This window comes from Sagittula sp. S175 (genome assembly GCF_049800975.1).
In the GTDB taxonomy this organism is placed as follows: Bacteria; Pseudomonadota; Alphaproteobacteria; order Rhodobacterales; family Rhodobacteraceae; genus Sagittula.
This window is the reverse complement of sequence record NZ_JBNAGB010000015.1, coordinates 102,535-125,338: the sequence shown is the minus strand read 5'-3', so window position 1 is coordinate 125,338 and position 22,804 is coordinate 102,535. Positions and strand designations below refer to the sequence as shown.

Genomic DNA, 22,804 nt, shown 5'->3' with positions numbered 1-22,804 from the left:
TTTCCATGCCCCGCGCGCCGGGACGCGGGACCGGTCTGCCCGCCAAAGTCCCTTGATCGGACATGAAAAAGGCGGGACACGCGGTCCCGCCTCGATAGTTGCCAGGCTCTATCTCAGCCCTTGTAGTCGGTCCAGGCCATGTCCTCGCCGCCAAGGCCGCCCACCTGCACGCGCGTCGGCAGGCCCATGCGGTCGAGCAGGGTAAAGAACGGGGCAGGGGCCAGTTCCTCGACGTTCTTCATGGTCTTCGCATCCCATTCGCCCGTCGCCACCAGCATGGCCGCCGCCACCGGGGGCACGCCAGCCGTGTAGGAAATCCCCTGCGAACCCACCTCTTCAAACGCCTCCTTGTGATCGGCGACGTTGTAGACGAACAGCTCCATCTCCTTGCCGTCCTTCACACCTTTCACCAGGTCCCCGATGCAGGTCTTGCCGGTGTAGTCCGGCGCCAGCGAGGCCGGGTCGGGCAGGCAGGCCTTCACCACCTTCAGCGGCACGACTTCGCCACCGTCCGCCAGCGTCACCGGCTGCTCGGACAGCAGGCCGATGTTCTTCAGCACGGTAAAGACGTTGATGTAGTGATCGCCGAAGCCCATCCAGAAACGCACGTCCGCCTGCGGGTAATTCGTCGCCAGCGAATGCACCTCGTCATGGCCCGACTGGTAGGCCTTCGACGGGCCGACCACCGGCAGGTCCCAGGTGCGGCCCGAGGCGAACATGGTCGTCTCCTTCCACTGCTGGTCTTCCCAGTAGTAGACCACCCCGGTGAACTCGCGGAAATTGATCTCCGGGTCGAAGTTCGTGGCGAAATACTTGCCGTGCGATCCGGCGTTGATGTCCACGATGTCGATCGACTTGACCTCGTCCATCTGGTCGATGGCAAAACGGGCAAAGGCATTCACCACGCCCGGATCGAAACCGGCACCAAGGATCGCGGTCACGCCCTTCTCGGCGCAGGTCTCGCGGCGCTTCCACTCGTAGTTGGCATACCACGGCGGCGTCTCGCAGATCTTGTCGGGTTCCTCGTGGATCGCCGTGTCGATATAGGCCGCCCCGGTCTCGATGCAGGCATCGAGCACGTGCATGTTCACGAAAGCCGTGCCCACGTTGATGACGATCTGGCACGCGGTGTCGCGGATCAGGGCCGCCACGGCGGCGCTGTCGGTGGCGTCCACCGCATGGGCCTTCAGAACGCCCTCGGATTTCATCGCGCCCTTCTCGCGGACCGACTCAAGGATGGCGTCACATTTCGACACCGTCCGGCTGGCGATATGGATCTCGCCAAGCACATCGTTGTTCTGCGCGCACTTATGCGCCACGACCTGAGCGACGCCGCCTGCGCCGATGATGAGAACGTTCTTCTTCAACTCGGGTATTCCTCCGTCCGTTGATGGGTGTCTAGGGTTTGTGCGTTACGGTTTGACGACGCTCAGGACAGCGCAGTCGCGAAATCGTCGTAGCCGAAGCTGCGCACCAGTCGTTCGGTTCCGTCCAGCTCGCGCACCGCGATGGAAGGCATCTGCACGCCGTTGAACCAGTTCTTCTTGACCATGGTATAGCCCGCTGCGTCCTGAATTGACAGCCGGTCGCCCGGTTTCAAGGCATTGGGGAAGCGGAACTCGCCGAAAATATCCCCTGCAAGGCAGGATTTCCCGCAGATCATCCACTCCTGATCGCCCTCTTCGATCATCTTGGCGCGCTCGCGGTAGATCAGCAGGTCGAGCATATGCGCCTCGATCGAGCTGTCGACGATGGCAAGGTTTTTGCCGTTGAACAGAGTGTCCAGCACAGTGACCTCCAGCGTGGTGGATTTCGTGATCGCCGCCTCCCCGGGTTCCAGGTAGACCTGCACCTCGTTCTGCCCCGAGAAGCGTTTTAGCCGCTCGGCCAGCTTGTCCAGCGGGTAGCCCTCGCCGGTGAAGTGGATGCCGCCGCCGAGGCTGATCCAGTCCATGCGGCGGATCAGGTGACCAAAGCGCTGCTCGATCATGCCGAGCATGGCGTCGAAACGCTCGAAATCGGCGTTCTCGCAGTTGTTGTGGAACATGAAGCCGGTGATGAGGTCGGCGACCGGCTCGATGGCCTCGGGAGTGTGTTCGCCGAGGCGGCTGAACGGTCGCGCCGGGTCCGCCAGATCGAAACCGGAGGTGGACACACCTGGGTTCACCCGCAGCCCGCGGACATGCCCGCGCGACACGTCCTCGAACCGGGTCAGCTGCTGCGCGGTGTTGAAGATCACCTTGTCCGAAGAGGCCAGCACCTCGTCGATCTCATGCGGCGCCCAGGCGACGGAATAGGCGTGGGTCTCGCCCGGGAACTTCTCGCGCCCCAGTTTCACCTCGAAGAGCGAGGAGGAGGTCGTGCCGTCCATGTATTCGGACATGAAGTCGAAGACCGACCAGGTGGCGAAGCACTTCAACGCCAGCAGGGCCTTGGCGCCGGACTGTTCGCGCAGGTGGGCGATCTTCTCCATGTTGGGAAGAAGGCGGGACTTGTCGATCAGGTAATAGGGCGTCTGCATGGTCGGCTCCCTTCGGCGATGGCGCGCGGTGTTGTGCGGGGGCCATGTAGCGCGACTGCACGGGTGTCGCAATGTCCGTAGGGTGGGGTGTGGTCATCAAAAGGCGTCCTGCCTGCGGCAGGACACAGGTTTGTCAGGGGGGCTCTGCCCCCGCGCCTTGCGGCGCTCCCCCGAGGTATTTGGAAAACCAAAGAAGCTGGAGGTCTCAGGTTCGGGAGGCCTGCCAGCGGTCGAAATCGCGCTGCGCGGTTTCGAGGGTTTCGATGTTGAGGGTCCGCGTGACGAGCGCCCGGTTCAGGGCGCGGACGCGTTTGTTCAGGGGCGTGTCGGGGTCGGCCTCGTCATCGACGCCGAGTTTCTCATAAAGCGACAGCAGCCGGTTCTGCACCGTGCGCAAAGACATGCCGCGCCGTTCCGCGATCAGCCGGTCCTGAAGCCCGATGGCGAGGTCCAGAAGCACGGCGAATTCGCTGTCATCCAAAGTGTTCCGCGGCGAGGTCGCGCGGCGTTGCAGGCGGTGGATCTCGCGGTCCACCATGATCTGGCCCTCGACCAGCACGGCGCGCAGGGCCAGTTTCAGGCGGTCGCGCGGCGCGGTCTTGAGCAGGTAGCCATAGGCGCTGTCCTCCGGCACGATGGCGCTGATCCCGCGCAGGTAGGCCTCGTCGGCATAGTTCGACCAGAAGAGGATGCGGGTCTCGGGGCGTTCGTGCCACAGCGTGCGCGCCGCCTCGATGCCGTTGCGGGTGGACATGCGCAGGTCCATCACCACGGCGTCGATGGACAGGGCGCGGGCCTCGGCCTCGGCCTCCTCGCCGTTCACCGCGTGAAAGATTTCCGTGACCTCGGGGAGCGTTTCGGCCAGCACGTCCTCCATGTAGGAGGCGTGGAACTGGTCGTCCTCGACAAGCAGGACCCTCATGCCAGATTCCTCATGCCGACGCCCTCAGGGTGACACGCACCACGGTGCCGTGGTCGGCGCGGATGTCGAGGTCGGCAGAGATCAGCCTTGCCCGCGTGCGCATGTGCATCAGGCCGGATTGGCGCGCGGGCGTCGCGGGGATGCCGCAGCCGTCGTCGCGGATCGTGACGGTCAGCGCGTTGGGCGAGGGGCGGTCGACCACCACGGAAATCGCGCCGGCCCCAGCGTGGCGGGTGGCGTTGTTGATCGCCTCTTGCGTGATGTGGAACAGCGCGGTGCGCACGGTCGGGTCAAGGCGGTCCGGCCCGCCTTCGGTCAGGTCGGTGACGTCCAGCGTGGTGCCCGCATCGGCAGAGCGTTCCAGGTGCACGCGCACCGCATGGGCAAAGCCGAACAACTCCAACAGCGTCGGCACGGCGGTGTCGATGATGCGGCGCAAGTCGTCGATGGTCTCGCGCAGGCGGTCGGCCAGTTGCTCGCGGGGGAGGGGGGTGTCGCCGGTGACTTCGCGCAGGAGGCGCGAGAGGTCGGCCAGCGTCTGGTCGTGCAGCCCCATGCCGATGCGCTGGCGTTCCTGCTCCATGGCCTGTGTCAGCTCCAAAGCGCCGCGGCGCAGGCCCTCGTCGCTGCTGCCCGAGGCGCGCCTTGTGCGGTCGGCGCGGTGCAGGATGTGGAACCACGGCGCGAGCACGGCGGCGATCCGGCGGGCCAGCGTCACGGTGTCGGCGTCGTACAGCCCAAGGTCCGAGTGCGACAGGTTCAGCGTGCCCACGGTCTTGCCCTTGACCTTGAGCAGGACGTTGACGCGGCTGCGCAGGCGGTGGTTCAGGATCGGCTCGCAGGTCGCCCCGTCGAAGGTGTAGCGCGGGTCCTGCGTCGCGTCGTCGGTCAGCATGTCCTCGCAGCGGCCCAGCAGCAGGTCGCGGATCGGCGCGTTGTCGATGCGCGAGGACGCCCGCGACCACCGCGTGCGGATGCCGACCTCGTGGCTGACCACCCAGCCGGGGCGGTCCAGCATGCAGATGTCGCAATGGGTAAAGGGGATCAGCCGCGCGATATCGTCGGCCACGGCCTCCAGCGCGGCGGTGATGTCCGTCATCCCGGTCAGCCGCTCCGCGATGGTCAGCAGGACGGAGTCCGCGCGCTGCGGATGGTGCGTGTCCGGCATATGTCCTCCCCTTGCCACGCATCTTTTGCGCGGTCCCGCAAGTGTGCGCCGCCTGAGGGCAAAAGAAAACACCATTCCCCGCAAGGTCGTTGCGGGAACCCGCAACAGGTCTGCGGGCGGTATCCTTTACAGGATGCAAAGGCGCGGCCACCATCCACCCCATTCCCGAACAGGCCGAAGGTCGGCGGGGATCAAGGAGGAGACTGCGCGCACCGCGCAGCCAAGGGAGAACGCGCGCACCGCGCGCAGGCCAGTAGAATCGCGCGCACCGCGCGCTTGGGAGGAAAATCATGAAGACGTTTCTGATGGGCGCGGCGACGCTGGCCCTGATGGCGGGGTCCGTGCACGCCGAAAGCCACCTCGCCGCAACCGCCGACAAGCGCATCGCGCTGTCCAACAACTACGCGGGCAACTCGTGGCGTCAGGCCATGTTGCAGACCTACGAGGAGACCGGCGCGCAGGCCGTGGCCGACGGGGTCGTGGCGGCAGCCGATGCGTTTACCACGTCCGAGAACCAGGCGACCGAGCAGGCCGCGCAGATCCAGAACATGATCCTGCAAGGCTATGACGCCATCGTGCTGAACGCCGCCTCTCCGACCGCCCTGAACGGTGCTGTTAAAGAGGCCTGCGACGCGGGCGTGACGGTGGTCTCCTTCGACGGCATCGTGACCGAACCCTGCGCCTGGCGCATCGCGGTGGATTTCGCCGCCATGGGCAAGGAAGAGGTGGATTACCTCGCCAGCCGCCTGCCGGAGGGCGGCAAGCTGCTGGAGATCCGCGGCCTTGCAGGGGTCTTCGTCGATGACGAGATTTCGAAGGGCATCCACGCGGGCGTCGAAGAGCACAAGCAGTTCGAGATCGTCGGGTCCGTGCATGGCGACTGGGCGCAGGACGTGGCGCAAAAGGCCGTTGCGGGCGTGCTGCCCTCGCTGCCCGAAGTCGTTGGCGTCGTGACGCAAGGCGGCGACGGCTACGGCGCGGCGCAGGCCTTCGAGGCGGCTGGCCGTCCGACGCCGCTGATCGTGCTGGGCAACCGGCAGGACGAACTGAAGTGGTGGGCCGAGCAGCGTGACGCCAATGGCTACGAAACCCTGTCGCTGTCCATCGCGCCGGGCGTGGCCTCGCTGGCGTTCTGGGTCTCGCAGCAGATCCTCGCGGGCGAGGATGTGCCGAAGGACCTGACCGTGCCCTTCCTCAAGATCACGCAGGCCGACCTGGATCAGGCGCTGGAAACCACCCCCGAAGGGTCGGTGGCGAACGTGTCCTACTCGCTGGAGGACGCCCAGGGCGTCATCGCCGCAGCGAAGTAAGACCGGAGGCGCGCGCCCTGTAGCTCCTCATCCTTTGGCGGGGCGCGCGCAGCTTTGAACAGACGGAACGATCATGACACAGACGAACGCAGTGCCGGTCGTCGCGCTGGACGCGGCGGCCAAGCACTTTGGCCCGGTGAAGGCGCTGGACGGCGTGTCGCTGTCCGTTGCGCCGGGCGAATGCCTTGGCCTCGTGGGGCACAACGGGGCGGGGAAATCCACGCTGGTGAACCTGGTGAACGGGACGTTCGGCCCGACCTCCGGCACGGTGCGCTTTCCCGGCGGGGCAGGGGGCGTGCGGTCGGTCTTTCAGGAACTGTCGCTGTGCCCGAACCTGACCGTGGCCGAGAACCTCGCCATGGCGCATCCCGGTCTGAAGGGCATCGGCTGGCGCCGCCCCGCGCGAGCCGAGATCGCGGCCAGCCTCGATGCGGTCTTTCCGGGCCATGGCATCGATGCCGATGCCGAGGTGGACACGCTGACCATTGCCGAACGGCAGATGGTGGAAATCGCGATTGGCTTTGCCCCGCGCGGAGGGGAGGCGCGGCTGGTGATCCTCGATGAACCGACGTCGTCTCTGGACGAGGGGATCGCGCGGCAGTTGCTGGCTCACGTCCGGGCGTTTTGCGCCAAGGGCGGCGCGGTGGTCTTCATCTCGCATATGCTGGGAGAGGTCTTTGACGTCTGTTCGCGGATCGTGGTTCTGAAGGACGGCAAGGTCGTGGCGGATCGCCCGACCGAGGGGTTCACGCGGCAGGGGCTGGTGGACGCCATGGGCCACGTCGCCGCCGAGGCGACCGGGCAGCAGGTCGCGCGCTCGGAACTGGGCGAGGTGATCCTGAAGGCCGAGGGGCTGGAGGCCCGGCGCGGCGAGGTCGTGGGCCTGTCGGGGCTGGCCGGTCACGGGCAGGCGGCGGCACTGGCGCGGCTGTACCTCGCGCAGACGTCCGACTGGCGCGGCGGGCCGCAAAGGGCGGTCTTTGTCGCGGGCGACAGGCCGCGCGACGGGGTGCTGCCGCTGTGGTCCATTCTCAGGAACATGTCCGTGTCGGTCTTGGGGCGCGATGCGCGGGGCGGTCTGGTGGACCGCGCGGCGGAACGCGCGCTGGCCGAGGACTGGAAAATGCGGATCGGCATCCGCACGGACGACGTGACGAACCCCATCCTGTCGCTCTCGGGCGGCAACCAGCAAAAGGTGCTGTTCGCCCGCGCGCTGGCGTCCGACGCGCCGGTGGTCGTCATGGACGACCCGATGCGCGGGGTGGACGTGGGGACAAAGCAGGACGTCTACGCCATGATCCGCAGCGAGGCGGCGAAGGGCCGGACCTTCCTGTGGTACTCGACCGAGACCGAGGAGGTCTGCCAGTGCGACCGGGTCTTCGTCTTCCGCAACGGGCAGATCAGCGCCGAACTGACCGGGGAGGACATCTGCGAGGAACGCATCCTCGAAGCCTCCTTTGAAATGCAGGAGGCCGGATGATGCTGAGCCGCTACCGTATCCTGCTGCCCGTGGTGTCCTTGGCCGTTCTGCTGGCCGCGACGTTCTACATGCAGCCCCGCGCGATGAGCTATTTCGGGCTGAACCTGCTGTTCAACCTCGCGGTGCCCATCGCGCTGGCGACGCTGGCGCAGATGATGGTCATCATGGTGAACGACATTGATTTGTCGCTTGGTGCCTTCGTCAGCCTCGTGGCCTGCGTCACGGCGACGTACCTGAATGACACGCCCCTGCTGGGGGTGCTGATCCTGCTGGCCTTGATCGGCGGGTATGCCCTGATGGGGGCGGTGATCCACGTGCTGGAACTGCCCGCCATCGTGGTGACGCTGGGCATGTCCTTTGTCTGGGGTGGTCTGGCGCTGTTCCTGCTGCCGACGCCGGGGGGCGCGTCGCCCGGCTGGATCCGGACCATCATGACGGTGAAGCCGCCGCTGATGCCCATGGCGGTGGTCGCGGCGATCCTCATCGCGGCGCTGACACATGTGCTGGTGATCCGTTCGCGGCTGGGGACGGTGCTGCGCGGCCTTGGCGGCAATGCGCGGTCGATCGCGCGGGCGGGGTGGAACGTCACGGCGTTGAAGGCCACCGCCTACGCGCTGGCGGGGCTGTTCGGAGTCCTCGCGGGGATGGCTCTGGTGGGGCTGACCACCTCGGCCGATGCGAATATCGCCTTGCGCTATACGCTGCTGTCCATCGCGGGCGTGATCCTCGGCGGTGGCGAGTTCATCGGTGGCAAGGTCTCGCCCGTGGGGGCGGTGATCGGTGCGCTGACGCTGACGCTGGCGGCCTCCTTCCTGTCGTTCCTCAAGCTGTCGCCTGACTGGCAGATCGGTGCGCAGGGCGCGATCCTGATCCTCGTGCTGACGGCGCGGTTGTTGTTCTCGCGCAAGGGAGGTGTGGCATGACCGTCAAACCGTGGCTTTGGGCCTGGGTCGCCGCCGGGCTGGCGTTTGGCGCGACGCTGTTGCTGACCGGCATGCAGGGGGCGGGCGCGCTGGCCTATGCTGCGCTGTCGTTCGGAGCCTTCGCCGCCATCGTCGGCATGGGGCAGATGCTGGTGATTACCTTGGGTCCGGGGAACGTGGACCTGTCGATCCCGGCCTGCATGACCTTGGCGGGGACCTTGGCGCTGAAGGCGATGGGGTCGGACCCGGGAACCGCGTGGCTGGGGCTGGTCGTGGCCTTGGGCGTGGGTCTGGGCGTGGGTGCGGCGAATTTCGCGCTGATCTGGCTGCTGCGCTTGCCGCCGATCATCGCGACCTTGGCGGCGTCCCTGATCTACCAATCGCTGGCGATCTGGTCGAACCGGGGCCTGCGCATCAAGCCGCCCGAGGGGCTGGCGGATTTCTCGACCGGGCGCTTCATCGGCGTGCCGAACGTGGCCTGGATCGCACTGGCGTTGGCCCTGCTGACATGGGTCCTGCTGGAGCGCGCCACATGGGGCCGCTGGCTGCTGGCCTCGGGGCAGAACCTGCGCGCCGCGCGGCTGGCGGGCATCCCCGTGCAGGCGGTGCGCGCCGCGACCTACCTCGCCGTCGCGGTGTTCGCCGCGCTGGCGGGCTACCTGCTGGCCAGCTTCTCCGGCGGGGCGGCGCTGAACATGGGGGCCGAATACCTGCTCATGTCCATCGCCGTCGTCGTGATCGGAGGCAGCTCCATCGCCGGGGGCAATTCCAACGTGCCGGGGGTCGTGGGGGCGTCGCTCTTCATGTTCCTCGTGGTCTCCATGCTGAACAGCTACGGCGCCGGGGCAGGGGTAAAGAATGTCCTCACCGGCGTCCTTATCATCGCCATCGTCATCGCCGCCAGCACCCGGAGGTCGCGCCCATGATTACCCTTCCCTCGCACCTTCAAGTGCATGACGACCGGTTCCGTGCGCTGACGCACCCCATGTCGCGGCTGGACCGCATCGCCGAAGGCTTCACCTGGACCGAAGGGCCGGTCTGGTTCGGGGACCGCGACGCGCTGCTGTTCTCGGACATCCCGTCGCGGCGGATCATGATGTGGTCCGAGACGACCGGCGTGACGCTCTATCGGGCCGAGTCGGGGTTCAACAATGGCAACACGCGCGACCGTCAGGGTCGGCTGGTGGGCTGCCGCCATGGCGCGCGCGACGTGGTGCGGACCGAGCATGACGGCACGCTGACGGTGTTGGCGTCGGATTTCAACGGCAAGCGGCTGAATTCCCCTAACGACGTGGTGGTCAGCAGCGATGGCGCGGTGTGGTTCACCGATCCGACCTATGGCATCATCTCGGACTTCGAAGGCTATCGGTCCGATCCGGAACAGCCCAGCCGCAACGTCTACCGCCTGTCACCCGAGGGCGTACTGTCGGTGGTCGTCGACGACTTCGCCCAGCCGAACGGGCTGTGCTTCTCGCCCGACGAGTCACTGCTGTATATCGCCGAAAGCGGGTCGAGCCATGATGACAGCGTGGCCCCTGTCATCCGGCAATTCGCGGTGGAGGGGGGCACCCTGACGGACAAGGGCGTCTTTGCCACCCTCGACGCCGGGCTGCCCGACGGGATGCGCTGCGATGTGCAGGGCAACCTGTGGTCCTCGGCGGCGGACGGGGTGCATTGCTTTGCCCCGGACGGGACGCTGCTGGGCAAGATCCTTGTGCCGGAGCTGGTGTCGAACCTGTGTTTCGGCGGCCCGGACGGGCGGCGGATGTTCATCACGGCAACCAGTTCTGTGTACCGTGTCTTCGTGGATGTTCCCGGGGCCGAGCCATGGACGCGCGGCAGATTGTGTTGAGACAGACCTGCGGGACCGAAAGGTCGCCTGAAAATCAGTGACTTTGCCCGCCATGCGCCGCGTGTTACCGCTGGGCCATGAACGCTACGGGATCGGATTTTCTTATTGGCATAGACGGTGGTGGCACCGGATGCCGCGTCGCCATCGCGCGCGCTGGTGGCGGCGTGATCGCACGGGCCGAGGCAGGGCCGGCGAATGCGACCTCTGACCTTCGGGCCTGCGTCGCGAATGTGCGGATGGCGCTGGAACAGGCTCTGGTTTCCGCCGGATTGACCTTGGCGCAGGTTGCCGGCGCGCCTGCCCACGCCGGGCTGGCGGGGGTGATTTCCGCCGAGGTCGGGACCGCAGTCGCACAGGCCTTGCCGCTGTCCAACCTGAGCGTGACCGAAGACCGCGAGACCATGGTGGCTGGCGCGCTTGGCGGTCGCGACGGGGCGCTGGCGGCGATTGGAACGGGCAGTTTCGTGGCGGCTCAGCGCGGGGACGTGATGCATGGCGTCGGCGGCTGGGGCTGGCAATTGTCCGACGAGGCCTCGGGCGCGTGGCTGGGGCAGGCGGCGCTGCGCCGTGCTCTGGCCGCGCGGGACGGTATGGCGGAACAGTCTGACCTTCTGGCCGCGCTGCTGGACGACATGGGCGGCGCTTTGGGCATCGTCGCGTTTGCCGGTAGGGCAGGGCCTGCGGAGTATGCCGCGCTTGCGCCGCGTGTGGTCGCGGCGGCGCTGGCCGATGATGCGGCGGCGGTCGCGCTGATACGGACGGGCGCGGACTGGATCACCCGCGCGCTGGTTGCCGTCGGGCACCGGGACGGCGACCCATTGTGCCTGACCGGGGGCCTTGGTCCTCGTTATGCCGCTTACCTGCCGCCGGATCTGACGCGCGGACTGGTGGAACCCGTCGGTACGGCGCTGGACGGCGCGCTTTTGCTGGCACGACAGAGGGCCGGGTCGTGACGGAACGCAGCCTCATGTGGCGCGAAATCCGCGAGATCCCGGAGGCGGTGGCCCGTCTGCTGGACAGCGGTCAGGACGCAATCCGCGACGCGGCAGAGGCGCTGCGCTGGCGCGATCCCCCGGTGGTTATGACCGTGGCACGCGGGTCTTCGGACCACGCCGCCACCTACGTGAAATACGCGACCGAGATCATGGCGGGCGTGCCGGTCGCGTCGATCGGGCCGTCGGTTGCCTCGATCTACGGTGCAAATCTGCGGGTGCGCGGCTCGGCCTGCCTTGCGATCTCGCAATCCGGGGCCAGCCCGGACATCGTTCAGACGGTCGGTATGATGCGCCAGCAGGGCGCGTTGACGGTGGGGCTGACGAACCAACTGGACTCGAAACTGGCAGAGGCGGCGGATTTCATCGTGCCATTGCACGCCGGACCCGAGCAGTCGGTGGCGGCGACGAAGACCTTTGTGAACTCTGCGGTGGCAGGGCTGTGGCTGGTGGCGGAAGTCGTGCAGGACAGGGTGCTTCTGGCGGCGCTGCGGAACCTGCCGGACGTGCTGGAGCGCGCGGTTCAGGCGGATTGGTCCCGGTTGGGCGAGGCCCTGACCGAGGCCGGGTCGCTTTACTGCCTCGGGCGCGGGCCATGCTACGCCATGTCGAACGAGGCCGCATTGAAGGTCAAGGAAACCTGCCAGGTCCATGGCGAAAGCTACTCCAGCGCCGAGGTCCTGCACGGGCCTGTGTCCATCGTCGGGCGGGGCTTTCCCGTGATCGCCCTTGCCGTCCGGGATCCGGCGCATTCGGGGCTGGTACAGGTGGCCGAAGGGCTGGCGGAGAAGGGCGCGCAGGTCTTCACCACCTCCACAACGGCGCAGCGTGCCTGTGCGCTGCCTGCCGAGCGCACCGCCCATCCGCTGACCGATCCGATCGCGCTGATCGTGTCGTTTTACGCCATGATAGAGACTGTCGCGACGGCGCGCGGGCTGGACCCCGACCACCCGCCCCACCTGCGCAAGGTGACGGAGACCCGATGATGCGCCATATCACGGCAGACGAGATTTTCGACGGCGAGCGCCTGTACCAGGGCCACGCCCTGCAGGTGACACACGGTGTCCTGACAGGCATCGTGCCGCTGGCCGAAGCACCGGGGGCAGAGCGGCTGGACGGCACGCTCATGCCCGGTTTCGTGGATTTGCAGGTCAATGGCGGCGGCGGGGTGATGTTCAACGAAGAGACCTCCGTCGACGGGTTGCGGCAGATGGCCCTCGCCCATGCCTCGACCGGGACCGTGGCCCTGTTGCCGACGTTGATCACCGATACGCCGGAGCATGTGGCGGCGGCGATAGAGGCCGTGGCAGAGGCCATCGCCGGACAGGTGCCGGGTGTCATAGGCCTGCACCTCGAAGGGCCGCACCTGTCGCTGGCGCGCAAGGGGGCGCATGATCCCGCCTTGATCCGCGAGATGACCGACGCGGACGAGGCGCAACTGATCGACGCCGCAGGGCGGCTGCCCAACCTGAAAGTGACCATTGCGCCGGAAAACGTTTCGCTGGACCGGGTGCAACGGCTGCTGGCGGCGGGGGTGATCCTGTCGCTGGGCCACACCGATTGCGACTATGAGACTGCGATGCGCTACTTTGCGGCGGGGGTGCGCTGTGCCACGCATCTGTTCAACGCCATGAGCGGATTGGGCAATCGTGCGCCGGGCATGGTCGGGGCCGTACTGGATGCGCCACAGGTGAGCGCGGGGCTGATCGCCGATGGCATCCATGTCCATCCGGCAGCCATGCGGCTGGCCCTGGCCGCGCCGAAGCAGGGCGCGCTGTTCCTCGTCACCGACGCCATGTCCACGGTCGGGTCGGAAATCACCGAGTTCATGCTGAACGGCAGGCGCGTCCTGCGGCGCGACGGGCGGCTGACGCTGGAGGACGGAACGCTGGCCGGGGCGGATCTGGACATGCCGCAGGCCTTGCGGGTGATGCAGGATGCGGGTGTCGCCCGCGCCCGGGCGCTGGCCATGGCGACACGCTACCCCGCGCGGATGTTGCGGCAGGACTTCGGGCTGGGGCGGTGGACCATCGGGCAGCCGCTCAGCGCGATCCGTCTGGATGCCTCCGGGCGCTTTGCCGGGGCGCTGGAGGTTTGAGCAGCGGTGGCCGGACCCTTTGCCAGGGTCCGGCGCGATTTGTTTTGCGGAAATCTGGCTTGTCCGTCAGGCAGAGAAGAGGCCCGCATAATCGCTGCGCAGGATGTTCTTCTGCACCTTGCCCATGGTGTTGCGGGGCAGTTCCGGCAGAGTGATGATGCGGCGCGGGTGCTTGAACCTTGCGAGGCTGTCGGTGCAGGCGGCCATCAGCGCGTCCTCGTCAGGCTGCGCGCCCTTTTCCGGCACGATGACGGCCACGACGGTTTCGCCGAAATCCGGATGCGGCACGCCGATCACGGCGCTTTCCAAGACGCCCGGCTGGTCGTCCAGCACCAGTTCGATTTCCTTGGGATAGATGTTGTAACCGCCCGAGATGATGAGGTCCTTGTTGCGCCCGACGATGGTGACGTAGCCGTCGGCGTCCTGCGTCCCCAGATCGCCGGTGATGAAGAACCCGTCTTCGCGCAGTTCGGCGGCGGTCTTTTCCGGCATCTGCCAGTAGCCTTTGAACACGTTCGGGCCGCGCACTTCGATCTGGCCCACCTCGCCCTGCGGCACCTCGGCGCCGGTGTCGGGGTTTGTGATCTTCAGCTCCACCCCCGGCAGCGGGAAGCCCACGGTGCCCGCGCGGCGTTCGCCGTCATAGGGGTTCGAGGTGTTCATGTTGGTTTCGGTCATGCCGTAACGTTCGAGGATGCGGTGGCCGGTGCGCTCCTCGAACCGCACATGCGTTTCCGCCAAGAGCGGCGCGGAGCCGGAGATGAACAGCCGCATGTCCTGCGTCAGAGCCTTGTCGAAGCGCGGATCGTCCAAGAGGCGCGTGTAGAAGGTGGGCACGCCCATCATCGAGGTCGCCTGAGGCAGGCGCGCAATCATCTGGTCCTGATCGAACTTCGGCAGGAAGATCATCGACCCGCCCGCCAGCAGCATGATGTTGGTGGCGACGAACAGGCCATGGGTGTGAAAGATCGGCAGCGCGTGCAGCAGCACGTCGTCCGAGGTGAAGCGCCAGTAGTCCACCAGCACCTCGGCATTGGACAAGAGGTTGCCCTGCGTCAGCATCGCGCCCTTGCTGCGGCCCGTGGTGCCGGAGGTATAGAGGAAGGCGGCGAGGTCGTCGGCGCTGCGGTCCACCGTGTCGAACTGTTCCGGCTGGCCGTTGGCGGCCTCGGTGAAGCTGCCGGTGCCGTCGCCCGCCAGCGTCATCAGTTGCGCGCCGAGGCCCTCGACCATGGGGCGCAGCTGGTCCGCCTTGGCCGGGTCGCCGATCACCAGTTTCGCGCCGGAGTTCTCGATGAAATAGCTCAGTTCATCGCGGGTATAGGCGGTGTTCAGCGGCAGAAACACGACGCCCGCCTGCACGCAGGCGGCGTAAAGCGCGAGCGCCTGCGGGGATTTCTCGACCTGCGCCGCCAGACGGTCACCCGGTCGCAGCCCGGCCCCGGTCAGCACATGCGCCATGCGCGCGGCCATGGCCAGAAAGGCCGCATGGATCAGCGTCTCGCCCGATGCAAGATGCAGGAACGGCGTGTCCTTGCCCGCGTGTTTACCAAACAGGCGATCGTACAGGGGATTCATCGGGCGGGCTCCTTGAGGGCAGTTTCGGCGGCGGTGGCGAGGGTGCGGACCTCGGATGAGGTCACCACCTCTTGCGCCGTGGCAAAGCGTTCGTGGTTCTGCGAGACGCGGGCGAGGTCATAGAGGTAATTCACCATGACGCCAAGGCTTTGCCGCGCGCCATTGGGCGAGGTATCGGCGCGGGCGTGCAGGGCGTGCACCCGCGCACCATTGCCAAGGTGAAAGCGCGCGACGGGGTCCAGCGGCAGACCGTCGGGGCGCTTTGCGCGGGTCAGGTAATAGGCGCCCAGCTGGCGCATCTGCAGATCGTTTTCCGGGTCGTGGGGGATGTCCTCCGCGCTCAGCCATTTCGCCAGACCGGGAATGGGCGAGAGGGTGACGAAGGTCTTCAGCGCGGGCAGTTGTTGCGAGAGGTCGGCGGCGACCTGTTTGATGAGCGAGTTGCCGAAGGAAATGCCCGCAAGGCCATCCTGACAGTTGGAGATGGAGTAGAAGACGGCGGTATCGGCGGCCTCCGCCCTGAGCGGCGCGCGGTCTTCGGCCAGCACGGTCTGGATCGACCCTGCAATGCCTTCGGTCAGGGCGACCTCGACGAAGATCAGTGGCTCGTCGGGCATGGCGGGGTGGAAGAAGGCGAAACAGCGCCGGTCGGCGGGTTTCAGGCGACGGCGCAGGTCGTCCCATGAATCGATGGCGTGCACCGCCTCGTAAGCGATGATCTTTTCAAGGATATGCGCCGGGGATTCCCAGCTGATCGGGCGCAGGACGAGGAACCCCCGGTTGAACCACGACGCGAACAGGTGGCGGAAATCGAGGTCTACCGCCATCAGCGCGTCATCGCCGCGCCCCAGCCGCAGCAGGTCCGCGCGCATGTTCACCAATAGCCGCGTCGCCCCCGGAACTTGGTTCAGGCGGCGGATCAACTCCTGACGCGGCGCCTCGGACGCGGCGAGGAAGGCGCGGTAGCTGGCCTTGCCCGGCGCGGTGGCATAGGCGTCGAGCGCCGCGCGCACCGCGTCCGGTGTCACGTCCAGATCGCTGGCGAGATGGTGAAAGAAGCCCAGCTTTTCCGCGTCCGTCCATCCGGCGTAACGGTCGAGGATCTGTCGGGCGATGGCCTGCCCCGTGACCTCGCCCGAGGCGCCGACCAGATCGCGCGTCAGGTCGGGCAGGGGGCGGTCGTCCCTTTGCGCCAGCCCGAACCTGTAGGTGCGTTCGAAGACGTTCGACAGAAGGTCTGCGAGAATGCTCATAGCGGGGCTCCCATCACGAGGTTCGGCAACCATGTTGCGATCCCCGGGAACAGGCACAAGAGCAGGATGGCCAGAACCATGCATCCGACGAAGGGCAGGGAGCCCGTGAGGATGGTCTTCAGTGAAATATCAGGCGCAATGCCGTTGATGACATAAAGGTTGAGTCCGACGGGCGGCGAGATCAGGCCGATTTCCATGTTGATGGTCAGCACCACCGCGAACCAGATCGGATCGAATCCGGCGGCTTCGATGATCGGCAGCAGGATCGGCGCGGCCATGAGGATCACCGCCACGGGCGGCAGAAAGAAGCCCGCGATCAGCAGGAAGACGTTGACCGCCAGCATAAGCACCCAGCGGTTGACCTCGAGCGTGCCGATCCATTCCGCGATGGCCTGCGTGATGAACAGCGAGGACAGCATGTAGGAGAACACCCCCGCCGCCGCGATGATGAAGAGGATCATCACCGATTCACGGGTGCTGTCGCGCAGGATCACCCACAGCCCCTTGGGCGACCAGAGCTTGTAGATCACCATGGCGATCACGACACAGAGCAGCGCGCCCACGGCGGCGGTCTCGGACGGCGTGGCGATGCCGCCGTACATGGCGTAAAGCACGCCGAGGATTATGAAGAGGAAGGGCAGGACGCGGGGCAGGATCTCGATCTTTTCCTTCCACGAGTAGCTGCGCGCGGTCAGCAAGGCGCGGTCCCCGCTGCGGGCGGTGGAATAGAGCGACCAAGCCATGAACAGGCCCATCAGCATCAGGCCGGGGATGACACCGGCTAGGAACAGGCGACCGATGGATTGCTCGGTCGCGATGCCATAGACGATCATGGTGACCGACGGCGGGATCAGAATGCCCAGCGTGCCGCCCGCCGCGATGGAGCCTGCGGCAACGCCATCCGGGTAGCCGCGCTTGCGCATTTCGGGGATGCCCATCTTGCCGATGGCGGCGCAGGTGGCGGGGCTGCTGCCGCTCATGGCGGCGAACAGGGCGCAGGCTCCGAGGTTGGAAATCACCAGCCCGCCCGGCACTCGGGTCAGCCAGCGTTCCAGCGCCTCGTAAAGGTCCGCCCCCGCCCGGGTGGAGGCAATCGACGCCCCCATGATGATGAACATCGGAATGGACAACAGGGCAAAGTTGTTCAGCTTGCCGAACAGGATTTCCGGCATCAGTTCCAGCGAGCGCATTCCGTCGAAGGCCATCAGGAACCCCGCCGAGACGATCAGCAGCCCGAGGCCAACGGACACGCCGGAGAACAGCACGATGATGGTGGCGAGGGCGACGAGGGCCCCAAGCAGCAGCGGATCCATTAGACAGTTTCCTTTTGCGCTACCGCGTCGCTACTTGAGCGCGAGGTATTCTCCAGTCCAAACGGTTTGTCCGCGCCGATCAGCACGGCGTAGAGGTCAGCCACCAGTTGCAGCAGGTACAGGGCAAAGCCCATCGGCAGCGCGAGGTAGGGAATCCACAGGCGCACCGCCCAGACGGTTTCCGACTTCCACCCGCGCTTCCAGGCGAAATGCCAGAAGTCCCAAGCGTAGAAGGTCATCAGGGCCACCACGGCGATGGAGAGGCACAGCACCAGCACGGCAGCGATCTTGCGGTGTGCCGGCTTCAGCCACAAAGGCACCAGGTCGACGTTCACGTGCCCGCGCAGACGCTGCACGTAGGGCAGGCCGATCAGCGTTGCGGCGACGACGAGGTAGATCACCAGCTCGGTCTGCCACACGGTCGACTGCCGCAGCACGAACCGGACAAAGATCATCTGGCAGGTGACGCCCACCGCCACCACGATCATCGCCGCCGAGACCCAGCCCGCCAGCGTCGAAATACCTGCCACGAGGCGCAGGAAGGGGTTGCCTCCGGTCCGCGCTGCCGCGGCCGAACTTTGGCCCGCCATGGGTCCACTCCTGTAGTGTTGGAAATCTTGGGGGTGGGAGGGGCAGGGCGCCCCTCCCGGTCAGGTCACTCGACCGAGAACGCCATGTCCAGCAGCTTCTGGCCGTCCGGCAGTTCCTCGACAAAGGCTTTGTACGAGGTCTCTTCGGCCAGCTTGCGCCAGGCTTCGAAATTCTCGGCGGTCATCTCCGCGATCTCGACGCCGTTGTCGGCAAAGACCTTGGCGGACTCGGCGTCCTCCTTCTTGGCCTCTTCGAGGTAGAAGGCCTGCGCCTTCTCGGCGGCGGCGGTCAGGGCGGCCTGCTGTTCGGGCGTCAACCCTTCGAAGGTGGACTTGTTCATGATCAGCGGCTGATACATGAACCACAGCGCGTATTCGCCCGCCGGGGTGTAGCACTTCGACTGCTCGTAGATCCGGTAGGACACGAAGGAAGACGAGGACGTGTTCACCGCGTCCAGGACGCCGGTCTGCATGGCGTTGTAGATCTCGGACGAGGCCATGGACGCGATGGACGCGCCAGCGCCCGCCAGCATCTGCTCGAACGCCTTGCCTGCGGCGCGGGTCTGCTTGCCCTGCATGTCCTCGGGCTTGGTGATGCAGCCGTCCTTGCCCGCGAAACCGCCAGCGAGGTAGCCGTGCACCAGGACCATGACGTCATCTTCGGCCATGATCTTCTCGATCTCGCCCATGAAGGGGCTTTCGTTCATGCGCGCGGCGTGGTCGTGGTTCTTCACTAGCCCCGGCATCAGGGTCAGGTTGTAGGCGGGCTGCTGGCCACCGGCGTAGGACAGCGGCAGGACGGTCATGTCCAGCTGGCCACGGCTGAGCGGCGTGTATTGCTCGCGCGCCTTGAACAGCGACTGCGAGGGGAAGATCTTGATATCGAGATCGACGCCAGCCGCCGCGACATCGTCGGCCACCATCTGTGCAACCTTGTGGCGGACGTCGCTGGTGGACCACTGGTGCGACAGGCGCAATTCGGTCGCGGAAACGGCAGATGCGCACAGCGCAAGGGCTGCCACGCTGGCAGTCAGAAAGTGTTTCATGAATTTCCTCCCATGTGCCGGGTCTTCCCGGTCTGGGGGAAGGCTGGCATCCTGCGTCCACCCTGTCAATCCTTGTATACAAGAAATGCCCGATTGCGTTCACAGATTGACCGTGCAAGATTCCGGAACATGGAACGCAAACGCTCGGACATCATCGCGGACGAACTGGAGGGGCTGATCTTCGACGGCACCTTTGCCGATGGCGCCCGGCTGGACGAGGTGCAGCTGGCAGAGCGGTTCGGCGTGTCGCGGACCCCGGTACGCGAGGCGCTGGCGCGGCTGGCGAATTCCGGCCTGGTGGAGCAATTGCCGCGTCGCGGTGTCTTTGTCCGCCAGCCCGGCCCGGTGGAACTGCTCGAGATGTTCGAGGTCATGGCCGAGCTGGAGGCCTCCTGCGCCCGGCTGGCGGCTTCGCGAATCTCGGTGACGGCGCTGGGGCGGCTGGAGGCGATCAACGCCGAATGTGTCGAGGCGGTTCAGGCCGAGGATCACGGCACCTACTACCGCGCCAACGAACGGTTTCACGCGCTGATCTACGCGCAGGCGGGGAATGGTTTCCTGGAACAGGAGGCGCTGCGCCTGCAGCGCCGCCTGCAACCCTTCCGGCGCACGCAACTTCGCGCGCGCGGGCGGCTGCGGCAGTCTCTGGCGGAGCACGAGGCTGTTTTGATGGCGCTGACGGACGGCGACGGTCCCCGCGCCGCCGAGGTCATGCGCGCCCATATCGCCGTGCAGGGGGAGAAGTTTCACCACCTCTTGGCGTCCCTGAAACCCGCCGCCGAGTAGCCTCTAGAGACGGTCGCCAAACGCCTCCAGCAGCCGGTGTTTCAGGATCTTGCCGGTCGCCGCAGCGGGCAGCGCGTCGACGATCAGGATGTGATTGGGCCGCTTGTAGCCGGTCAGCCGCTCGGCGGCAAAGGCGGCGAGGTCTTCGGGCGTCGTCCCCGGCGTGCGCAGCTGGACAAAGGCCAGAACCTGCTCGTCGCCCGCGTGTTGCCGCCCGATCACGGCGGATTGCACCACGTCCGGGTGGTCGTTTAGCGCCGCCTCGACCTCCGGCGGGTAGACGTTGAAGCCGCCCCGGATGATGAGTTCCTTCGCCCGTCCGACGATGTGCAGCCGCCCCTGGTCGTCGATCTGGCCAAGGTCGCCGGTCCTGAGCCAGCCGTCCTGCACCGTCTGCGCGGTGGCCTCGGGGTTGCGGAAATAGCCCTTCATCACGTGCGGGCCCTTGGTCAGGACCTCGCCGACGGTGGGGTCTTCTCCGGCGGCATCGAGCCTGATTTCCACGCCGGGAAGCGGTGGCCCGACGGAGGTATCCGGGTCGCCAATCGCGTTGCGGGTGCCGCTGACGCCTGCCGTGCTTTCGGTCATGCCATAGCCGTTCTGCAGCGGGATGCCGTAGAAGGCCTCGGCCTTGCGCTTCCACGCCGGGTCGAGCGGCGCGGCGCCCGAGGACACGTAGCGAAGTTTCGCGTTTTCCAGCCTTGTCAGACCCTGCTTTTCGGCCTCGGCCATCAGCAGCGCGTGCATCTGCGGCACGGCGGGCATGACGGTCGCGCCCTCCTGCAAGGCGCGCAGCAGCCGCGCCGGGTCGAAGCGCGTCGCCAGTTCCACCATCGCCCCCGCGTTGGCCGAGGCCATCATCATCGACGCCACGCCAAAGACATGCGTCAGCGGCAGCGCGCCGTAGACGTGGTCCCGCGCCGTGAGGTCGCGCAGCCAGCACGAGGCCCTGGCGGCGAACAGCAGGTTGTCATGGGTCAGCATGACGCCCTTGGGATCACCCGTGGTTCCGGTGGTATAGAGAAGGATCGCGACCTCGGGGTCGGGTTCGGGGTCGCTGTGGCCCGGGGCCATATGCAGCGCGCCGAAACCGGTTTTGACCGGGGTCGCGTCGCCGGCATGAGTCGCGGCCTCCTTCGAGACATGCGAGCTATAGAGGGTCAGCGCGGGTCTGGCATGGGCGGTGATCTTGGCGATCTCCGCCGCCGACATCCGCGCGTTGATCGGCACGGCCCAAGCCCCAAGGCGCGAGGCCCCGTAGATCAGCACCGGCAGGGCGAGGCAGTTCTCGCCCACCACCAGCACGCGGTCGCCGGGTTTGACGCCTTGCAGGGCCAGCAACTGCGCGGCCTCCTCGGTCAGGGCGTCGTATTGCGCCCAACTGTAGACCTGCCCGTCGCAATCCTTGATCGCGGGCGCGTCGGGTTTTTCGACCCTGTTGCGCTGCAACAGATGGTGAATCCGGGTGGGCGTCATGCGTCGCCGCCCCGGTCCAGCTTTGCCCGCTTGAACACCCCGGTGGCCGAGGCGATCAGTCGCCGGTCCTCGTCTAGAAGCTCGGCGGCGAGGAACAAGAGCGACCTGCCACCCCCCGTGACGCGCCCCGTTGCGGTCAGCCGCTGCCCCGCCCGCGCGGCGGCGACGAATTGCGTCGTCATGGACACCGTCAGGAAGGGCGTGCGCCCGGTCGCATCCACGGTCAGCGAGGACGTCGCCCCCATGGCATTGTCCAGAAGCGTCGCGGCGATCCCGCCATGCAGCACGTCGTGGCGGTTTGTGTGTGCTTCGGTCACATCGAGGATGCAGCGCGCGCCGCCGTCCGCATGCCCGATCTCGATCAGGTAGCCCAAGGTCCGCTGGGTGCCGGTTTCCGCCGAAATAGTCCCGATCATGATGCCAGCCGAATGAAGCGTTCTAGGTGATAATCGGTGTCGCCAAAGCGGTGGTCGACCATGGTCAGCCGCTTGGCGAAATGCCCCAGCGCGTATTCCATCGTCATGCCGATGCCGCCGTGCATCTGGATCGCCTCTTCGACAACCAGCCGCGCGGTGCGCCCGATCAGGTTCTTTGCCGCGCTCACATGCAAGTCACGGTCGGGGCCTTCGAGGTTGCCGCACAGGTTGATGACCGCCGAGCGCGCCTGCTCGATCTCGATCAGCACGTCGGCCATGCGGTGCTGCAACGCCTGGAACTTGCCAATCGGCTGGCCGAACTGGCGGCGCTGGCGCAGGTAGTCGACGGTCAGGGTCTTGATGGTCTCCATCATCCCGAGCGCCTCGGCACAGAGCGCGGCGGTGGCGCGGGCATGGGCGATTTGCAGCGCGTCAAAGGCGGTCCCGGCCTCGCCGATCAGGGCGCTTTCAGGCAGGATAGTGTCGATTGTTACCTCGGCGGCACGCGCGCCTCCCTGCAAGGGATAGTCGCGCAGGGTGACGTCGTCGGGCTGCACGAGGAACAGGGAAATCCCTTCCTCGGCGTCCACCGCGCCAGAGGTCCGGGCGCTCAGGATCAGTGCCTCGGCGGCAGGAGCGTGATGCACCACGGCCTTGGTTCCGGTGATGCGCCAGCCCTCGGCCACGCGCTCGGCCCGCGTTTCGACCCGGTTCAGGTCGTAGCGCGCGGTCGGCTCGCCATGGGCGACGGCGACGATCTGCCCGCCGATCAGCCCCTCGGCCTCGGCCCCCAACGCGCCCGCCAGCACGGTTTCCACCAGCGGCACGGGCAGGCCTGCGCGGCCCAGTTCCTCGAACACCACCATGAGGTCAAAGCCGTGGCCGCCGAAACCGCCCTGATCCTCGGTGAACATGGCGCCGGGCAGGCCAATCTCTGTCAGTTGCGCCCACAGATCGGGATCGATCCCGGTATCTGTCTCGGTCGTCAAAGCAATGGTTTCAGGCGTAACAGTCTCTGCCAGGAAGCGGCGCAGGCTGTCCTGCAACATCTGGCGCTCTTCGGTCAGTCGGAAATCCATT

At 66.5% G+C, this 22,804-nt stretch carries 21 protein-coding genes; 9 read left to right on the top strand and 12 right to left on the bottom strand.

The window, feature by feature from the left end:
• Positions 1-113 precede the first annotated feature (113 nt).
• The 4 genes from ACP16H_RS17880 to ACP16H_RS17865 all read right to left on the bottom strand — a co-directional run bounded on the left by ACP16H_RS17880 (position 114) and on the right by ACP16H_RS17865 (position 4,611).
• Entirely contained in the window at positions 114-1,367 is a 1,254-nt protein-coding gene (locus tag ACP16H_RS17880) for a saccharopine dehydrogenase family protein (RefSeq protein ID WP_425073618.1), read from the bottom strand.
• A gap of 62 nt (positions 1,368-1,429) precedes the next feature.
• Positions 1,430-2,521 carry a carboxynorspermidine decarboxylase gene (locus ACP16H_RS17875; protein WP_425073617.1) on the bottom strand — a complete coding sequence of 364 codons (1,092 nt, stop codon included), beginning with the start codon at positions 2,519-2,521 and terminating at the stop codon, positions 1,430-1,432.
• Between the two features lie 205 nt (positions 2,522-2,726).
• Positions 2,727-3,443 (bottom strand): response regulator, encoded by a 717-nt coding sequence (locus tag ACP16H_RS17870; protein ID WP_425073616.1) that lies wholly within the window; start codon positions 3,441-3,443, stop codon positions 2,727-2,729.
• A gap of 10 nt (positions 3,444-3,453) precedes the next feature.
• Positions 3,454-4,611, bottom strand: coding sequence for a GAF domain-containing sensor histidine kinase (locus ACP16H_RS17865; RefSeq protein ID WP_425073615.1), 1,158 nt, complete (start codon positions 4,609-4,611; stop codon positions 3,454-3,456).
• Between the two features lie 290 nt (positions 4,612-4,901).
• Here ACP16H_RS17865 and ACP16H_RS17860 point away from each other — a divergent pair, with 290 nt between their 5' ends.
• The 8 genes from ACP16H_RS17860 (at position 4,902) to nagA (ending at position 13,266) form a co-directional block, all read left to right on the top strand.
• Positions 4,902-5,921, top strand: coding sequence for an ABC transporter substrate-binding protein (locus ACP16H_RS17860; protein ID WP_425073614.1), 1,020 nt, complete (start codon positions 4,902-4,904; stop codon positions 5,919-5,921).
• A 73-nt stretch (positions 5,922-5,994) separates the two neighbouring features.
• Positions 5,995-7,401: a sugar ABC transporter ATP-binding protein gene (locus tag ACP16H_RS17855; protein WP_425073613.1), complete on the top strand. Its 1,407-nt coding sequence runs from the start codon at positions 5,995-5,997 to the stop codon at positions 7,399-7,401.
• Positions 7,398-8,324: an ABC transporter permease gene (locus ACP16H_RS17850; protein WP_425073612.1), complete on the top strand. Its 927-nt coding sequence runs from the start codon at positions 7,398-7,400 to the stop codon at positions 8,322-8,324. Before ACP16H_RS17855 ends, ACP16H_RS17850 begins: the two co-directional genes overlap by 4 nt.
• Positions 8,321-9,250, top strand: a complete 930-nt coding sequence (locus ACP16H_RS17845) for an ABC transporter permease (protein WP_425073611.1) — start codon at positions 8,321-8,323, stop codon at positions 9,248-9,250. The genes ACP16H_RS17850 and ACP16H_RS17845 overlap by 4 nt, the downstream gene beginning before the upstream one ends.
• Positions 9,247-10,176 (top strand): SMP-30/gluconolactonase/LRE family protein, encoded by a 930-nt coding sequence (locus ACP16H_RS17840; RefSeq protein WP_425073610.1) that lies wholly within the window; start codon positions 9,247-9,249, stop codon positions 10,174-10,176. The genes ACP16H_RS17845 and ACP16H_RS17840 overlap by 4 nt, the downstream gene beginning before the upstream one ends.
• Before the next feature lie 77 nt (positions 10,177-10,253).
• A complete protein-coding gene (locus ACP16H_RS17835; protein ID WP_425073609.1) occupies positions 10,254-11,129 on the top strand; it encodes a BadF/BadG/BcrA/BcrD ATPase family protein in 876 nt (291 codons plus the stop codon).
• Entirely contained in the window at positions 11,126-12,154 is a 1,029-nt protein-coding gene (locus ACP16H_RS17830) for an SIS domain-containing protein (RefSeq protein WP_425073608.1), read from the top strand. Before ACP16H_RS17835 ends, ACP16H_RS17830 begins: the two co-directional genes overlap by 4 nt.
• Positions 12,151-13,266: an N-acetylglucosamine-6-phosphate deacetylase gene (gene nagA, locus ACP16H_RS17825; RefSeq protein WP_425073607.1), complete on the top strand. Its 1,116-nt coding sequence runs from the start codon at positions 12,151-12,153 to the stop codon at positions 13,264-13,266. The genes ACP16H_RS17830 and nagA overlap by 4 nt, the downstream gene beginning before the upstream one ends.
• 66 nt (positions 13,267-13,332) lie before the next feature.
• Here nagA and ACP16H_RS17820 read toward each other — a convergent pair whose 3' ends face one another.
• From ACP16H_RS17820 to dctP, 5 genes are all read right to left on the bottom strand, one after another.
• Positions 13,333-14,844, bottom strand: a complete 1,512-nt coding sequence (locus ACP16H_RS17820) for a malonate--CoA ligase (protein WP_425073606.1) — start codon at positions 14,842-14,844, stop codon at positions 13,333-13,335.
• A complete protein-coding gene (locus tag ACP16H_RS17815; protein WP_425073605.1) occupies positions 14,841-16,097 on the bottom strand; it encodes a malonyl-CoA decarboxylase in 1,257 nt (418 codons plus the stop codon). The genes ACP16H_RS17820 and ACP16H_RS17815 overlap by 4 nt, the downstream gene beginning before the upstream one ends.
• A complete protein-coding gene (locus tag ACP16H_RS17810) occupies positions 16,094-17,410 on the bottom strand; it encodes a TRAP transporter large permease (protein ID WP_425073604.1) in 1,317 nt (438 codons plus the stop codon). The genes ACP16H_RS17815 and ACP16H_RS17810 overlap by 4 nt, the downstream gene beginning before the upstream one ends.
• On the bottom strand, positions 17,410-18,000 hold the full coding sequence (locus ACP16H_RS17805; protein WP_425073603.1) for a TRAP transporter small permease: 591 nt from the start codon (positions 17,998-18,000) through the stop codon (positions 17,410-17,412). Before ACP16H_RS17805 ends, ACP16H_RS17810 begins: the two co-directional genes overlap by 1 nt.
• Positions 18,001-18,065: 65 nt before the next feature.
• Complete coding sequence (dctP, locus tag ACP16H_RS17800; protein ID WP_425073602.1) at positions 18,066-19,046, bottom strand: TRAP transporter substrate-binding protein DctP; 981 nt, start codon at positions 19,044-19,046, stop codon at positions 18,066-18,068.
• A gap of 129 nt (positions 19,047-19,175) precedes the next feature.
• Here dctP and ACP16H_RS17795 point away from each other — a divergent pair, with 129 nt between their 5' ends.
• Positions 19,176-19,832, top strand: a complete 657-nt coding sequence (locus ACP16H_RS17795) for a GntR family transcriptional regulator (RefSeq protein WP_425073601.1) — start codon at positions 19,176-19,178, stop codon at positions 19,830-19,832.
• Between the two features lie 3 nt (positions 19,833-19,835).
• On the opposite strand, the gene ACP16H_RS17790 is transcribed toward ACP16H_RS17795, so the two are convergent.
• The 3 genes from ACP16H_RS17790 to ACP16H_RS17780 are packed head-to-tail and all read right to left on the bottom strand — an operon-like array spanning position 19,836 to position 22,803.
• Positions 19,836-21,308, bottom strand: coding sequence for a class I adenylate-forming enzyme family protein (locus ACP16H_RS17790; RefSeq protein ID WP_425073600.1), 1,473 nt, complete (start codon positions 21,306-21,308; stop codon positions 19,836-19,838).
• The gene (locus ACP16H_RS17785) at positions 21,305-21,724 is read right to left on the bottom strand and encodes a PaaI family thioesterase (RefSeq protein ID WP_425073599.1); all 420 of its coding nucleotides are present in this window, start codon (positions 21,722-21,724) and stop codon (positions 21,305-21,307) included. Before ACP16H_RS17785 ends, ACP16H_RS17790 begins: the two co-directional genes overlap by 4 nt.
• Positions 21,721-22,803 carry an acyl-CoA dehydrogenase family protein gene (locus ACP16H_RS17780; protein ID WP_425073598.1) on the bottom strand — a complete coding sequence of 361 codons (1,083 nt, stop codon included), beginning with the start codon at positions 22,801-22,803 and terminating at the stop codon, positions 21,721-21,723. Before ACP16H_RS17780 ends, ACP16H_RS17785 begins: the two co-directional genes overlap by 4 nt.
• Position 22,804 lies beyond the last annotated feature (1 nt).

What these genes read in the sequence shown, in the direction of transcription:
- ACP16H_RS17875 (WP_425073617.1), bottom strand. Translation starts at nt 2,521, where the DNA reads ATGCAGACGCCCTATTACCTGATCGACAAGTCCCGCCTTCTTCCCAAC.
- ACP16H_RS17870 (WP_425073616.1), bottom strand. Translation starts at nt 3,443, where the DNA reads ATGAGGGTCCTGCTTGTCGAGGACGACCAGTTCCACGCCTCCTACATG.
- ACP16H_RS17865 (WP_425073615.1), bottom strand. Translation starts at nt 4,611, where the DNA reads ATGCCGGACACGCACCATCCGCAGCGCGCGGACTCCGTCCTGCTGACC.
- ACP16H_RS17860 (WP_425073614.1), top strand. Translation starts at nt 4,902, where the DNA reads ATGAAGACGTTTCTGATGGGCGCGGCGACGCTGGCCCTGATGGCGGGG.
- ACP16H_RS17855 (WP_425073613.1), top strand. Translation starts at nt 5,995, where the DNA reads ATGACACAGACGAACGCAGTGCCGGTCGTCGCGCTGGACGCGGCGGCC.
- ACP16H_RS17850 (WP_425073612.1), top strand. Translation starts at nt 7,398, where the DNA reads ATGATGCTGAGCCGCTACCGTATCCTGCTGCCCGTGGTGTCCTTGGCC.
- ACP16H_RS17845 (WP_425073611.1), top strand. Translation starts at nt 8,321, where the DNA reads ATGACCGTCAAACCGTGGCTTTGGGCCTGGGTCGCCGCCGGGCTGGCG.
- ACP16H_RS17840 (WP_425073610.1), top strand. Translation starts at nt 9,247, where the DNA reads ATGATTACCCTTCCCTCGCACCTTCAAGTGCATGACGACCGGTTCCGT.
- ACP16H_RS17835 (WP_425073609.1), top strand. Translation starts at nt 10,254, where the DNA reads ATGAACGCTACGGGATCGGATTTTCTTATTGGCATAGACGGTGGTGGC.
- nagA (WP_425073607.1), top strand. Translation starts at nt 12,151, where the DNA reads ATGATGCGCCATATCACGGCAGACGAGATTTTCGACGGCGAGCGCCTG.
- ACP16H_RS17820 (WP_425073606.1), bottom strand. Translation starts at nt 14,844, where the DNA reads ATGAATCCCCTGTACGATCGCCTGTTTGGTAAACACGCGGGCAAGGAC.
- ACP16H_RS17815 (WP_425073605.1), bottom strand. Translation starts at nt 16,097, where the DNA reads ATGAGCATTCTCGCAGACCTTCTGTCGAACGTCTTCGAACGCACCTAC.
- ACP16H_RS17810 (WP_425073604.1), bottom strand. Translation starts at nt 17,410, where the DNA reads ATGGATCCGCTGCTGCTTGGGGCCCTCGTCGCCCTCGCCACCATCATC.
- ACP16H_RS17805 (WP_425073603.1), bottom strand. Translation starts at nt 18,000, where the DNA reads ATGGCGGGCCAAAGTTCGGCCGCGGCAGCGCGGACCGGAGGCAACCCC.
- dctP (WP_425073602.1), bottom strand. Translation starts at nt 19,046, where the DNA reads ATGAAACACTTTCTGACTGCCAGCGTGGCAGCCCTTGCGCTGTGCGCA.
- ACP16H_RS17795 (WP_425073601.1), top strand. Translation starts at nt 19,176, where the DNA reads ATGGAACGCAAACGCTCGGACATCATCGCGGACGAACTGGAGGGGCTG.
- ACP16H_RS17790 (WP_425073600.1), bottom strand. Translation starts at nt 21,308, where the DNA reads ATGACGCCCACCCGGATTCACCATCTGTTGCAGCGCAACAGGGTCGAA.
- ACP16H_RS17785 (WP_425073599.1), bottom strand. Translation starts at nt 21,724, where the DNA reads ATGATCGGGACTATTTCGGCGGAAACCGGCACCCAGCGGACCTTGGGC.
- ACP16H_RS17780 (WP_425073598.1), bottom strand. Translation starts at nt 22,803, where the DNA reads ATGGATTTCCGACTGACCGAAGAGCGCCAGATGTTGCAGGACAGCCTG.